This is a genomic window from Limnobacter sp. (assembly GCF_036846585.1).
Lineage (GTDB): Bacteria > Pseudomonadota > Gammaproteobacteria > Burkholderiales > Burkholderiaceae_B > Limnobacter.
In genome coordinates this window covers 1-12,154 of record NZ_DAIUBR010000051.1, presented here as the reverse complement: position 1 = coordinate 12,154, position 12,154 = coordinate 1, and the positions used below count along the sequence as shown (strand labels likewise).

The 12,154-nt window shown below is 52.5% G+C and carries 13 protein-coding genes; 3 read left to right on the top strand and 10 right to left on the bottom strand.

Features of this window, described 5'->3' with window-relative positions; all coding sequences use genetic code 11:
- The coding region (locus V7028_RS14825) for a sensor histidine kinase (protein ID WP_334120857.1) at nucleotides 1-1,365 on the bottom strand (1,365 nt) is incomplete at its 3' end.
- Complete coding sequence (locus tag V7028_RS14820; protein ID WP_334120856.1) at nucleotides 1,362-2,066, bottom strand: dienelactone hydrolase family protein; 705 nt, start codon at nucleotides 2,064-2,066, stop codon at nucleotides 1,362-1,364. The genes V7028_RS14820 and V7028_RS14825, both read right to left, overlap by 4 nt.
- A gap of 180 nt (nucleotides 2,067-2,246) precedes the next feature.
- Here V7028_RS14820 and V7028_RS14815 point away from each other — a divergent pair, with 180 nt between their 5' ends.
- Together V7028_RS14815 and V7028_RS14810 are read left to right on the top strand one after the other, a co-directional pair.
- Nucleotides 2,247-2,516 (top strand): hypothetical protein, encoded by a 270-nt coding sequence (locus tag V7028_RS14815; protein ID WP_334120855.1) that lies wholly within the window; start codon nucleotides 2,247-2,249, stop codon nucleotides 2,514-2,516.
- A gap of 17 nt (nucleotides 2,517-2,533) precedes the next feature.
- Entirely contained in the window at nucleotides 2,534-3,598 is a 1,065-nt protein-coding gene (locus V7028_RS14810) for an MBL fold metallo-hydrolase (RefSeq protein WP_334120854.1), read from the top strand.
- 44 nt (nucleotides 3,599-3,642) lie between these two features.
- On the opposite strand, the gene V7028_RS14805 is transcribed toward V7028_RS14810, so the two are convergent.
- The 8 genes from V7028_RS14805 to asd all read right to left on the bottom strand — a co-directional run bounded on the left by V7028_RS14805 (nucleotide 3,643) and on the right by asd (nucleotide 10,474).
- A complete protein-coding gene (locus V7028_RS14805) occupies nucleotides 3,643-4,056 on the bottom strand; it encodes a hypothetical protein (protein WP_334120853.1) in 414 nt (137 codons plus the stop codon).
- Between the two features lie 217 nt (nucleotides 4,057-4,273).
- Nucleotides 4,274-5,677 carry an ABC1 kinase family protein gene (locus tag V7028_RS14800; RefSeq protein WP_334120852.1) on the bottom strand — a complete coding sequence of 468 codons (1,404 nt, stop codon included), beginning with the start codon at nucleotides 5,675-5,677 and terminating at the stop codon, nucleotides 4,274-4,276.
- A gap of 72 nt (nucleotides 5,678-5,749) precedes the next feature.
- Nucleotides 5,750-7,075, bottom strand: coding sequence for a DUF1329 domain-containing protein (locus V7028_RS14795; protein ID WP_334120851.1), 1,326 nt, complete (start codon nucleotides 7,073-7,075; stop codon nucleotides 5,750-5,752).
- Nucleotides 7,076-7,104: 29 nt separating this feature from the next.
- Nucleotides 7,105-7,977 carry a class I SAM-dependent methyltransferase gene (locus V7028_RS14790; protein ID WP_334120850.1) on the bottom strand — a complete coding sequence of 291 codons (873 nt, stop codon included), beginning with the start codon at nucleotides 7,975-7,977 and terminating at the stop codon, nucleotides 7,105-7,107.
- Between the two features lie 11 nt (nucleotides 7,978-7,988).
- Nucleotides 7,989-8,369, bottom strand: coding sequence for a DUF2237 family protein (locus tag V7028_RS14785; protein ID WP_334120849.1), 381 nt, complete (start codon nucleotides 8,367-8,369; stop codon nucleotides 7,989-7,991).
- Nucleotides 8,370-8,372: 3 nt separating this feature from the next.
- Nucleotides 8,373-8,822 carry a hotdog fold thioesterase gene (locus V7028_RS14780; RefSeq protein WP_334120848.1) on the bottom strand — a complete coding sequence of 150 codons (450 nt, stop codon included), beginning with the start codon at nucleotides 8,820-8,822 and terminating at the stop codon, nucleotides 8,373-8,375.
- Nucleotides 8,823-8,873: 51 nt separating this feature from the next.
- On the bottom strand, nucleotides 8,874-9,617 hold the full coding sequence (locus tag V7028_RS14775; protein ID WP_334120847.1) for a hypothetical protein: 744 nt from the start codon (nucleotides 9,615-9,617) through the stop codon (nucleotides 8,874-8,876).
- A gap of 20 nt (nucleotides 9,618-9,637) precedes the next feature.
- Nucleotides 9,638-10,474: an archaetidylserine decarboxylase gene (gene asd / locus V7028_RS14770; RefSeq protein WP_334120846.1), complete on the bottom strand. Its 837-nt coding sequence runs from the start codon at nucleotides 10,472-10,474 to the stop codon at nucleotides 9,638-9,640.
- A gap of 97 nt (nucleotides 10,475-10,571) precedes the next feature.
- On the opposite strand from asd, the gene V7028_RS14765 reads away from it, so the two are divergent.
- On the top strand, nucleotides 10,572-12,154 hold a 1,583-nt coding region (locus V7028_RS14765), incomplete at its 3' end, for an aminotransferase class III-fold pyridoxal phosphate-dependent enzyme (protein WP_334120845.1).

The window sequence follows — 12,154 nt, the reverse complement described above, 5'->3', positions numbered from 1 at the left end:
GCCGTATTGTCGGTTAATTTCGCGACTGCCCTGGCTAAACCGCTGAAACAATTTCTGAATGACAAGCTGACTTATTCCGATTCCACTGTCAGCCACCTCCAGAAAAACCTCCACCCGCCCCTGGCTTGGTGCACTGGTGCTTAATTTCAGTTTTACATAACCAGTGTCGGTAAACTTCAGCGCGTTGGACAGCAGGTTCTGAATCACCTGCCGCAGGCGATTGGCGTCACCGAATACAAGACATCGTCCCTCGGTATCGTTGACCACCGAAAACTCAATGTTCTTCTTGATGGCAAGGTTCTGGTTCAGGGCATGAACCTGACGAACCATGGCATCCAGATCGAACGGCGAAACATCCAGCTTCAATCCTTTGGCCTGAATGCGGGAATATTCAAGTACGTCACTTAAAATCAAGTGAAGACTTGTTGCCGAGCTGGAAATATTGCGAACGTCGCTGCGCAATTCGGGATCTTTCAGTTGCTCCTCGAGCAACCTTGAAAAACCGATGATGGCATTCAAAGGGGTACGCAATTCGTGGCTGATGGTCCCCAGAAATTCGGATTTTGCACGGTCTGCGCTTTCAGCCTGCTCTTTGGCGTGAACCAGGTCGCTGACATCAAGGCACAACGCGTACATGCACACACCGGCAGGTTTTGCCTCACGCTGCACAGTCAACTGAAAATACCGGGGCTCGACGCCGCTGCGCCGCAATTCAGAAAACACAACGGACTCGAGGTTCGGAAACGCTTCCGGACGTGACAGCAAGGTTCGAAGTGCAACGTGGTACTTCGGGTCAATGTGCCTTAACACAGCAGTCCAGTCGGCGATGAACTGGGCACGGGTCACAGGGAAAAATCGCTCAAGCGAACCGTCCACATTGTTCACGTGGAGGTGACCGTGTGCGGTCACGGTGAACTCGACAACAAACCCGTTCAGGCAACTTTCCACACTCAACAAACGGCGCTTTTCTTCCTCGTAGCCATTCAAAAGCACACGCTGTTGCTGGCTTAATCGATGAACGGTTTTGGCAAGGGACTGGAAAAATTCTTTGCCCTCCATATCATGTTGATCCGGGTCTTCGTCACCTGATTCAATCAATGATTGCTTCACCTGAAAACCCAGCCAGGCGCGGGTCAACACGCTGCCCAGATAGAAAGCCAAAGCCACGGTGGACACAAACAAAATAAGTTGGCCAAACCACGCCAACGAACCCAACTGAGTCCAGAACACAGTCGACGCAAGCACACCGATAAAAAAAAGCACGCACAGCAAAGGACGCTTTTGCCAGGCATCAGAAACAACAAAAGAGGCCACTTTGTACAGTGAAGCCTCTTTTAAAGACCGCTTATCGACGCTGTCGGTCAAGATGAAATGGTTCTCGACAGGAATTCCAGTGAACGGCCCCGTGCAAGCGCAGCTGCTTTTTGCTGGTACATGGGGCGCCCCCAACAATTAAAGCCGTGATCTACATCGGGGTAAGTGTGAATTTCCACGGCGCTGTTGTTTTGAAATGCCTGTTTGATCTGTTCCACAGCCTGCATGGGAATAAAGCCGTCTTTCTCGGCGAAATGCATCAGCATCGGGACATTGGCTTGTGGCGCACGGTCCAGCGCAGTGTGAATGCCACCACCGTAATAACAGACCGACGCGTCCACCGCACCTTTCGTGGTCCCTACCAGATAAGACAACATACCGCCCATGCAGTAACCCAGACTGGATACTTTCCCGCTTACTTCGGGCAGTGCCCTCAAAGTGTGTGCGGCCACGCACAGATCTTCCACGGCCTTGGGAAAATCCAGGCCCTGCATCAGGGCGAAACCTTTCTTGAAGCCCTCGTCGTCGTAACCAATGTCCACACCGGCCTCTTGCCGCCAGAACACATCTGGGGCCAACACCACAAAGCCATCACTGGCGTATTGGTCTGCCACATCCCGAATGTGCTGATTAACGCCAAAAATTTCCTGAATCAGAAGAATGCCCGGACCCTTGCCCGTGGGCGGTAAAGACAGGTATGCACCGAATTGACCGCTGTCTTTGGAATTGATTGTGATGCGCTGGGACTGCATAAAACTCCTTGCTGCTGTTGTAAAAACCTAAATGGATTGTAGCAGCTTGATTTTGTTCAGCACCACCGGCACTGCGTTTCAAAAACCACATTCTGAATAAAAATACTGTACACAGTTACAGTGTTTATTGTACAGTTGTTTTAAGGGCTTACCAATAATACATACAAAGGAGTTAACAGCATGAGCATCAAGCGATTTGCAATATTTTTCATCGTGTGGGTTTTAAGTTGTGCTTTCTTTTTTGAGCCTGCACTCATTGCGCCCTTCTTTGAAACAAACGCCACGATTGATCTGGCGTTTAACGGCAATCCCTCCCAGTTGGGTGGTGTGGCCATGGATCAACCCGGCCATGCTGCGGTAGAATCAATGGACCATTTCAGAGTACTTTGCTTGCTCTACTTCGGCTTGCCAGTTGCCATTTACCTTGCAACGCAGTGGAAGGAACTCTAATTAAACCGTGTTGACACATGAAGTATGTTGTAGCTGGCGTATTCAGTATTATTTTTGGGATTGTCATCCAGGGGTGTGCCACATCGAACCGGCATTTTGATGCCAGCAAACCTCACCATCGTCCCGACGGGTTCGTGAATTCCGATGGCACCACGGTGTCCAAGCCTTTTTCCGACCTGCTGCGCTGGTACCGGGAACGCTATGGAAAGGACCTGCCACCACCGCCCGGTGAATTCATTGCAAATTACAAAGACTTTCCGCAGCAACCGTTTGACAAAGGCCAGCTTGCCAGCTTCACCAACAAAACTGCGACCTGGCTTGGCCACGCCACGGTGATGGTGCGAACCAACGGTTTCACCTTGCTCACTGACCCACATTTTTCAGTGCGTGCATTTCCGGTTCAGTGGATGGGGCCTGCGCGCAAAGTGCAGTCCCCCACCCGTGTTGAACACCTTCCAAAAATTGACGTAGTGGTGATCAGCCACAGCCACTATGATCACCTTGACTACAACACCGTGATTAAACTGGCCAAACAGCAACCAGACACACTGTTTCTGGTTCCTTTGGGCCTGAAAGAACTGCTTAAGGGCTGGGGGGTTGAACACGTGAAGGAACTGGACTGGTGGGAAACCCACACCATTGCCGACAATGAAATAACCTTCGTGCCAGCCTACCATTGGTCTGCACGCACATTGACAGACCGCAACAAATCATTGTGGGGAGGATGGACCCTGAAAAGTCCCGACCTTAATTTTTACTTTTCGGGCGACACGGGTTACAGCAGGGATTTTGACGAAATCGGCACACGGCTTGGGCCTTTTGATTTCAGTGCGATTGCCGTGGGTGCTTACGAACCACGCTGGTTCATGAAGGCACAGCACATCAACCCGGATGAGGCCGTACAAATTCACAAAGACGTTGGATCGAAACACTCCATGGGTATTCATTGGGGAACCTTTGAACTGACCGATGAACCGTTGGATCAACCTATTGGCGATTTGCAAAAAGCTCTTGAAAAACACAGCATGCCCAAAAACGAATTTGAGCTGCTGGCACACGGCGAAACGGTAGATTTAAAGTAAAAACACCGAGTTTTTACGATCGACAGACCTGGTTTTTGTCTAGGTCAAATCAGTTTGTTCAATTGTGGCATGCAATGGCGCACCAAGGCCATGGTCAAAAGGTCATGAAGCTGATCGTCGTTTGCCCTGTCAGACAGGAAGTGGATGCCTGCCACAGTGGCCCAGGCAGATTCCGACACCCTGAATGGTGTGTCTTGAATAATCAGTATTTGTGTGCCCACTGCATACATGTCAAGCAAAGTATTCTGGATCAATGCGCCAGTACGCTGAAAACTGGCACGAACAATCACCAGCCCTGCAGTAAGGTTTTGCGCGGCCAACGCCAGTTCCTTGCCTGTTTGGCGTGGCAAAACCTCGTACTTTCCCCATACACGCTGGGCGCAACTGCACAGTTTGTCCAACAACTGCTTGTTGGGCTCCAGAACCACCACCCCGATTGAATCCTGAGCTGCTTCCATTTGTCTGCCTTTTTGTCTAGGACAACTCACACATTTCACCACAGCCAATTGTGCCGGGCAAAACAAATTCCCCTATTCATCCGATAAAGAAACTCAATAAGCACTGCAATAACCATTAACGTGAATTTAGAGTATGCAGACAGTCGAAGGTTCCGCCCATTCGGACGAATAAATAGTGATTTTCTTGATAGTTTCGGACAATCGCCTGAACCTGAAATCAGTCCAAGGATAAATAAGGCGTGAGCAAGTCATGAAGGCGCAACTCTGCACGCAAAGTGCGCAAGGTCACCAGCACGCCGCCAATACGGCGGTGCAGGAAAATGATTTCCTGCGGGGGAATCTTGAAATGCTTGCTCATCATTTTCAAGGCTGCGGTTTGCCCCACCCTGGCTGGCAGGTCGGTTACACCAAAACAATACGCGCCGCCGGGCGTGTACAGGCGTTCTGGCACGCGCGGATCAAACGGTTTGCGAAAAGGCTCCACAATCAATTCCGTCAAATCCCCAAAGCCTTCGAGTAAGGCCTGCGGCGTGCTGTCATTCATCAGCCCGATTTCAAGCACACCTTGGGCAATCTCGCGGCGATTGGCATTCAATGAACCCCTGACAATTCGCGCATAACTTTCCACAAACACCGACGGGAAAGAGCGGGTTGCACCAAAGTCGAGTACCACGATCTGGTCGTTTTCACCCTGCGGGTCAATGCGCACCCGGTAATTGCCAAAATGCGGATCGGTTTGAACAAGGTTCCAATCGAAAAACTCCGTGACGAACAATTCAGCAAACGCCTGGGCCAATACATTGCGGCGGCTTTGCGACAGGGCTTGAACTTCTCTGGATGAAACCGAGTACCCGGGTTCGTAACGGGTGGTCAGCACACGTTGTGCGCAAAACTGCGGGTACACCTTGGGCACGATAAATCGTGAGTCGCCAGACAAACGCGCATGAAAGGTTTCCGTGAACTCGCGTTCCTGCACATAATCGCACTCACGTGCCAGCATGTCGCGCAGTTCGCTGAACACATGGCTCAGATCAAGCGCCTTGGGGGCCAAGCGGGTGGCGTAAACCAATCTGGACAGGGTGCGAATGTCGCTGTCAATTGCGCTGGCCACACCCGGGTATTGAATTTTGACCACAACCTGTTCACCGGTGGCCTTGATGGTGGCCAGATGCGCCTGCCCCAGCGATGCGGCGGCAATCGGCTTGCGCTGAATGTCCAGCTTTGCAATGGTTTGTTCACCCAAGGCATCGATTAATTGCGGCTCGACAAACGACCAGCTTACGGCAGGGGTGTTGTCTTGAAGGGTAGCAAGCACCTCCACAGCCTCTTCGGGCAAAAAATACTGACCGTACAGGGACAACATCTGCCCTGCTTTCATCACACTGCCCTTCAGGCGCCCCAACTCATCGGCAAGTTCTTTGGCTTGTGCTTTGTAAAAATTGCGGTTGGCCTCGTTTCTGGATTCGCCACTGCGAAAAAAATTACGCACGGTGTGGCCTGCAATTTTGGCACCCGCCCCAACACCCATGCGTGTCAAGGCCACATTGCGTTCCAGTGCGCCGGTCTTGATTCGATCAAGCGTGTTGTCGTTTGAATTGTCTGGTTTGTCCTGCTTGGCCATGCGCGGGTGAATTCCTAGAGAATGCCAGATTGCCTGGCCGACATTGTACACAAACGCAATGCCGCGGAAATTTCAGCGCATCAACTTGCGCAAGGCTGCCGGCGTGAAATCGCCTGAACGCACCGGTACATTGAATTCGGTGGGTGGCTCTTCATTCTGAAAGGCACTGAACACGGATTTTCTGGCATTCAGGTCGTGCTGCACTTCACCCGATGTGTACAAACCGGGGGCATCGTAGGCTTGCATCAGGTACAGCATTTTGACGCGCCACAAATCGCCCTTGGTGTCGTACTGGTCCATCAGCGCCACATACCAGCTGTCTTCGTCCACGTACATGGTGCGTTTGGAATAGATGTGGTCCGCGCCCGGTTTCAGGGTGCCTTCAATTACCCAGACCCTATGCAGCTCGAACCGCGTCAGCTCTGGCTTCAAAAAAGCATCCACTGTCATGTTGTCGTACGTCAGGCTTTTGTCGCTAAGTTTGTAGTTGTTGTAGGGAATGTACATTTCTTTTTTGCCCAACAACTTCCATTCGAACCTTTCTGGCGAGCCGTTGAAACCGTAAATGTCGTCAACCGTGCGCAATGCATCCGTGTTGCCGGCGGGTGCGGCGTGCACCAGCTCAGGCGCCCGAAGCACGCGGCGCTGGCCGGAATTCACAATCCAGGCATTGCGTGCGTCTTCCTTGAAGTTCAGGGTGTCCAGCACCAGCAAGGCTTCGCCAGCCTGGGCTGATGGCCGGGTCGATTCGCCGATCAGGGCGAACAACAAATTGCTGCCAGCCTTGCCAATGGCAGGTGCCCATGCAATTGTCTGGCTACTGGCAAACGCCAGGGGCTTGGTGCCATTGCCCGCGACAAAGCCCGCTGTGTGGGAACGCAAAGTTTGGGCAGGCCTGCGCAACAAGGTATTCCACACGGCTTCGATACCGCTTTTGGGTTCGGGAAACGGCACGCTGGTGGACTGAACACCTTCAACCGTCAAGCCACCATGAGCAAGCACGGGTTTGCCAGCTTCTTTTTCAATGCTGCTCATCATGGCGGGCGAAAAAGTTGCGGTTCGATGTGTTTTGTAAACCGGGATACTGTAAGTGGAATAACGTTTGAGAAGCGCAATTTGCCCCGGCGGCAACAACTTCTCGTGTTCCGCCAGGTTGCTTTGGGTGATCACAAACAGAGGCTTTTCCGATGCGAATGGGTCTGCGTATCCTTTCTTCGGATCAAAACCGGCGGGTGCCTTTGTCAAGCCGCCCGTCCATTGCGGAATGGTGCCAGCAGCATTGCCCGCAATTTCGGCCCCCAGTGCATTCACTTTGCCAGCCTGGGCAAAAACTGAACCGCTACCCAGCGCAAAACAGATCGCCGAGGCAAGAAGGCCCCGCAACAAAGTCGATTGCATTATGTCTCCTGATTGTGCTTTTTATTTTCTTACTTTACAGCACTGGCGGGTCGCGCAAACAGTACCCGACAGAAGTCGGCACCTTTGCTGGCACAGGCAGGAATTTGATTCGAAAAATCACTGGGCGTGTGCACCTGGCAGGCCAGCCCCAGGTTTTCCATGGCCAATTGCAAATGCCCTGCCGTTTCAAAGTGCAGGTAAACTTTTCCCCGCACAAAAATACCCAGTCCGGCGACAAAAGCCTGCGCCAGTGGATCGGCGTTTTGGGCGTGCAAATGAATGTCTGACAAATAAGCACCGTGTTTGAACTGCGACAGGGTTTTTGAAATACGCGCCCACAAATCAAGCACTGAATCACGATCGAAGTAATTCAACAAACCCTCGGTGATGATCGCCAGGCCCTTGCCGGGGTCAAGCGAGCGGGCCAGGCCATCCAGGCTGTGCGCACCGCGATCTGCAAAAGCATCCACCGCTTTCACATGGTGGTTGGGGCACACACGCAGGCGTTGCGCCAGCAGCTTTTTCTTTTGCGCCACCATGCCCGGCAGGTCGGCTTCAATGTAAGTAATTCTGTCGCCGTAACGTTCTACAAAACGGCTGCCGCGTGGTGAAAGCCCAGCAGCAATTTCGATCACTTGCGTGACCTTTTTCGACTCGATCAATTCGGTCAGGTGATGGTCTATCAAATCATGGCGAGCCAGCAGGAAGTCTTCCAGCGTGGGGCCACCAAAACTCCTGGAAAAAAACATGGAAGGTGCCAGTGCCATGTGCAGTGCACTGGCCGGGAGGGATTGCAACTCTGGAATGGAACGGCCATTGGCTTGCCACACTTGCCCCGTATACAGCGCCGTGGGGCTGATACGCGCCGCGGACAACCATTGGGAAGCAAGCTCTTTAACCATCGCAACCGCCTTTAGACAAGTGAATGTTCCAGCAAAATTTCAAGTGGAACAATTTCCAGTGCTGATTCATTGGTGCCTTCAAGATACACCAGTGGAGCAACACCTGCTTCAAAAGCTTCCATCCAGCGTGTGGCGCACACGCACCAGCGGTCGCCCGGTTTCAAACCCGCAAAACGATATTGGGGCTGGGGGCTGATCAGATCGTTGCCCATGCGCAATTGAAATTCCAGAAATTCTTCGCTAACCTTTGCACACACCACATGGCGACCCAAGTCGTTGGGGCCAGTGCTGCAACATCCATCGCGCAGAAAACCGGTAAGCGGTGCATAGGAACAGGCAAGCAACGGCCCGCCAAGCACGTTTTTATCTTGTTTCACGGTAACTTTTGACATGATTTATCTCGATCCGGGGACAGGCACCACGGCCATGGTCAAGCGGGAAATACAGCTTAACTTTCCATGGTCGTCGTGCAGTTCAATATTCCACACTTGCGAGGTTTTGCCTGCATGCCACAAACTCGCAGTTCCTGTCACCTTGCCAGTTCTTACTCCGCGCAAATGGTTGGCATTGACCTCTTGACCCACACAATAAAACTTGCTGTTGTCAACCAGCATATTGGCACCGATGCTGCCCAGTGTCTCTGCCAACACCACGTTGGCACCGCCATGCACCAATCCAAAAGGCTGGAATGTGCGGGTGTCTGCAGGCATGGTGCCGCGAATAAAATCGTGACCTACTTCGGTAATTTCAATGCCCAGTGCTTCGCACACTGTGTTTTTGCACATGGCATTCATGTTCTCCAGATTGGGAATGGAAAACCAGATGGATTGCTGATCGTTTTGCATGGCCGCACGTTCTCTGTAAGTTTAATTTGTATCCTATTTTAGGCATGCAATTTAAACTTTGGGAGTGGCCTCGACAAGTTTGGCTACCGTATTGGATAAATTCAGACCCGTTTCCTCTTTCAGTGCAGTGCAGTGAGCCTGAAGCTCGGCTTGACTGGTGTCGAGCCCTGCGCCCACATGGGCCAGTGCAATCACATTGCCACTGGCACACGGTGCAAGTGCCACGGCATGCCCATCGAATGCATCCAGCAAGCGCTGTCTGCTTTGCGCAGAATCTTTCTGGTTGCTCAACAAATTGGCAACCAGATAGCCCTGTTCACTTAAACGCGATTTGCAGTTCAAATAAAAGGCGGTCGAATTCAATGGCCCTACTTTCGCTTTGCCATCGAAGCCATCGACCATGATCAAATCGAATTGGCGGGCGTTGGTGGCCACTGCGTTTGCCATGTAGTCGGCACCGCAATTCACCACCACCTGAAAGTTGGGTGTGAATTGCGGCAGCTTGAAATGCATTTGCGCGGCGGCAACCACCGCGTGGGAAATTTCCACCACCGTGATTTTGCAGTTGGGCCTGTGCTTGTGCAAGAACTTGGGCAAAGCACCCACCCCCAAACCAACAAACAGGGCGTTGCGCGGCCAGTTCGCATCGGGGCTCAACAGCAGTGGCGCCATCATCTCGCGGGTGTATTCCAGCTCCAATGCGTACGGGCGTGCAATGCGCATGGCGCCCTGTACCCAGTCACTGCCGAAATGGAGTTGGCGAACGCCCTTTTCTTCGCTGATCAATATGTCCATAGGGCGCAAGAATAACCGAATTATTCAAACAGGGCTTGCCCCATGAACAAACGGCTGCCTTCTTCCAAACCTTGCGCCAAATTCCAGCCCGGCGGCACCAACAGCACAATGGTTGAGCCATGTTCGAACCAGCCCAGTTCTTCGCCTTTGTGAATGGGTGTGTGCGTGCGCACACGCTGCGGGCCACGGTCATGTTGGTTGAACACACGCCCTGTGCAATGCAGGCGTATGCCCGCGACCAGAATGGCCGCCACCGGCACAATGGCAAAGGGTTCGCCTTGCGCTGTTTTGCCGCTCAGCACCGCACGCTCATTTTTGCAGAACAGTTTTTCCACCCGTTTCAAGGCGACCGGGTTCACATTCCAGGTGTCGCCGTGAATGTAATCCACTTGATCCACCACGCCATCAAGAGGCGAATGCATGCGGTGGTACATGCTGGCGGTAATTCGAATGGTCACGTACCGGTGGCCATGAAATTTCATGGCCATGTCGGGGTCAACCAACAGCTCTTCGATGGCATATGAAAAGCCTTTCACCTGCAACAGGCTGCCGTTCTCAACCAAACCATGTGCACCCAAAATACCGTCGCATGGGCTGGTGCCACGTGCGTGTTCAGCAATTGGGCGCATATCGGGTTTCAATGCCCGGGTAAAACAGTCGTGAATGGAACCGAACTGCTGCTTCTGCGCCTCGTGCAAATTCAATTCGGCGCACTGCCGCCACAACCACAACGCGGGCTGGGCAAACAAAGGGGCTTTGATCTTGCTGATTTTGCCCATCAGCCAGGAACTGAACAGCCTGGGGATTCGATTCGTCAAAATAAAATTGGCACTTTCCTGCATTTGAAGCCGCGACATCCGTAACTCTGAACCTTCATGTGTGTTTTTGTACAATTTAATCAGCCTGTCACCGAGATGGCGTACAACATACCTGTTGAATTTGACAGAAGTGTGTATGAACCTTGACAACCTGACTTTGTTGATTGGCGCCAGCGCCAGTGCTTACCTTGTATTGAAGGCCCACCGGCGGCTGCAATTGTCGCGCGCCAAGCACCCGGGGCTGAGTGGCCACGTGCGCATGGCCAAACGGGTATCGAAACTGATCCCGCACTACAGCCTGAACGGAGATTCGTTTTTCAATTGCGATGAAGTCAGCGACCTGGTTGCGAACAAACGCCGGGAGGGGTTTCATCGCCTGTCTGCCGATTTAACAAACCGCGCCCCCCAGGGCAAATGTTTGCTGGAACAAGCCATTGCCAATATTTCAGACGCACAGTTCACACACAAATACAGGGTGCCATTCCAGTTTCGGGACATGGTCAATCAGCACCTGTTGCCCGCCCTGTTTTTCAGCAAGTCCGAAGGTGTACGCCTGTGGGATATTGATGGCAATGAATACATTGATGTAACAGGTTCCTACGGCACCAACCTGCTGGGCTACGACACCTACAAAAGCTTTATTCGCCAGGCAACAATGGACATGGATTCGCTTGGCCCGGTGCTTGGCCCCTACCACCCGGTAGTGCTGGACAACACGCGCAGAATTCTGGCACTTGCGGGGCAAGACGAAATTTCCTACCACATGAGCGGTACCGAGGCCGTAATGCAGGCCGTTCGCCTTGCGCAATACCACACGGGTCGCCAACGCATAGTACGTTTTGCCGGTGCCTACCATGGCTGGTGGGGCGATGTGCAGCCCGGCATTGGCAACCCGGTGAGCGCCGACAGAACATTGACGCTACAGGAAATGAGCCAACGCACCCTGCATGTGCTGGCCACTCGAAAAGACATTGCCTGCGTGCTGGTGAACCCGCTGCAGGCCTTGCACCCAAACACCAATGCGCCGGGTGATTCCGCATTGATCAGCAGCGGTCGCAAGGCGGGTTACGACAAAGAGGCTTATACCCAATGGTTAAAACAGCTTCGACAGGTGTGCACGGAAAACGGCATCGTGCTGATTCTTGACGAGGTGTTTCTGGGCTTCCGCCTGGCCAAAGGCGGTGCGCAAGATTATTTCGGCGTTCGTGCCGACATGGTGACCTACGGCAAAACACTGGGCGGCGGCTTGCCTGTGGGCGTGTTGTGCGGCAAAGCGGAGTTGATGAAGCGCTACCGCAACAACAAACCGGCAGACATTTGCTTTGCACGGGGCACCTTTAATTCGCACCCCTATGTGATGCAAACCATGAACCTGTTTTTAAAGCATATTGACAGCGTTGAAACAGAACGTATGTACCAGACCGTGGATACTGCGTGGAACACACGCCGGGCCGCTTTGAACAAACGGCTGCTTGAACTTGAATTGCCGGTTGAAGTGCAGAACATGACTTCTATTTTTACAATTCTGTACAACAAACCATCGCGCTACAACTGGATACTTCAGTTTTACCTGTTGCAGGCGGGTGTGATGTTGAGCTGGGTGGGTTCGGGTCGAATGATATTCAGCCACAATTATTCAGACGCTGACTTTGATGTTTTCTGCGAACGCTTTATTCAAGCACCTCGCGGAATGCAACACGATGGCTGGTGGGACACAAG

What these genes read in the sequence shown, in the direction of transcription:
- V7028_RS14785 (WP_334120849.1), bottom strand. Translation starts at nt 8,369, where the DNA reads ATGTCAAAAGTTACCGTGAAACAAGATAAAAACGTGCTTGGCGGGCCG.
- V7028_RS14810 (WP_334120854.1), top strand. Translation starts at nt 2,534, where the DNA reads ATGAAGTATGTTGTAGCTGGCGTATTCAGTATTATTTTTGGGATTGTC.
- asd (WP_334120846.1), bottom strand. Translation starts at nt 10,474, where the DNA reads ATGTCGCGGCTTCAAATGCAGGAAAGTGCCAATTTTATTTTGACGAAT.
- V7028_RS14780 (WP_334120848.1), bottom strand. Translation starts at nt 8,822, where the DNA reads ATGCAAAACGATCAGCAATCCATCTGGTTTTCCATTCCCAATCTGGAG.
- V7028_RS14790 (WP_334120850.1), bottom strand. Translation starts at nt 7,977, where the DNA reads ATGGTTAAAGAGCTTGCTTCCCAATGGTTGTCCGCGGCGCGTATCAGC.
- V7028_RS14800 (WP_334120852.1), bottom strand. Translation starts at nt 5,677, where the DNA reads ATGGCCAAGCAGGACAAACCAGACAATTCAAACGACAACACGCTTGAT.
- V7028_RS14820 (WP_334120856.1), bottom strand. Translation starts at nt 2,066, where the DNA reads ATGCAGTCCCAGCGCATCACAATCAATTCCAAAGACAGCGGTCAATTC.
- V7028_RS14795 (WP_334120851.1), bottom strand. Translation starts at nt 7,075, where the DNA reads ATGCAATCGACTTTGTTGCGGGGCCTTCTTGCCTCGGCGATCTGTTTT.
- V7028_RS14805 (WP_334120853.1), bottom strand. Translation starts at nt 4,056, where the DNA reads ATGGAAGCAGCTCAGGATTCAATCGGGGTGGTGGTTCTGGAGCCCAAC.
- V7028_RS14815 (WP_334120855.1), top strand. Translation starts at nt 2,247, where the DNA reads ATGAGCATCAAGCGATTTGCAATATTTTTCATCGTGTGGGTTTTAAGT.
- V7028_RS14775 (WP_334120847.1), bottom strand. Translation starts at nt 9,617, where the DNA reads ATGGACATATTGATCAGCGAAGAAAAGGGCGTTCGCCAACTCCATTTC.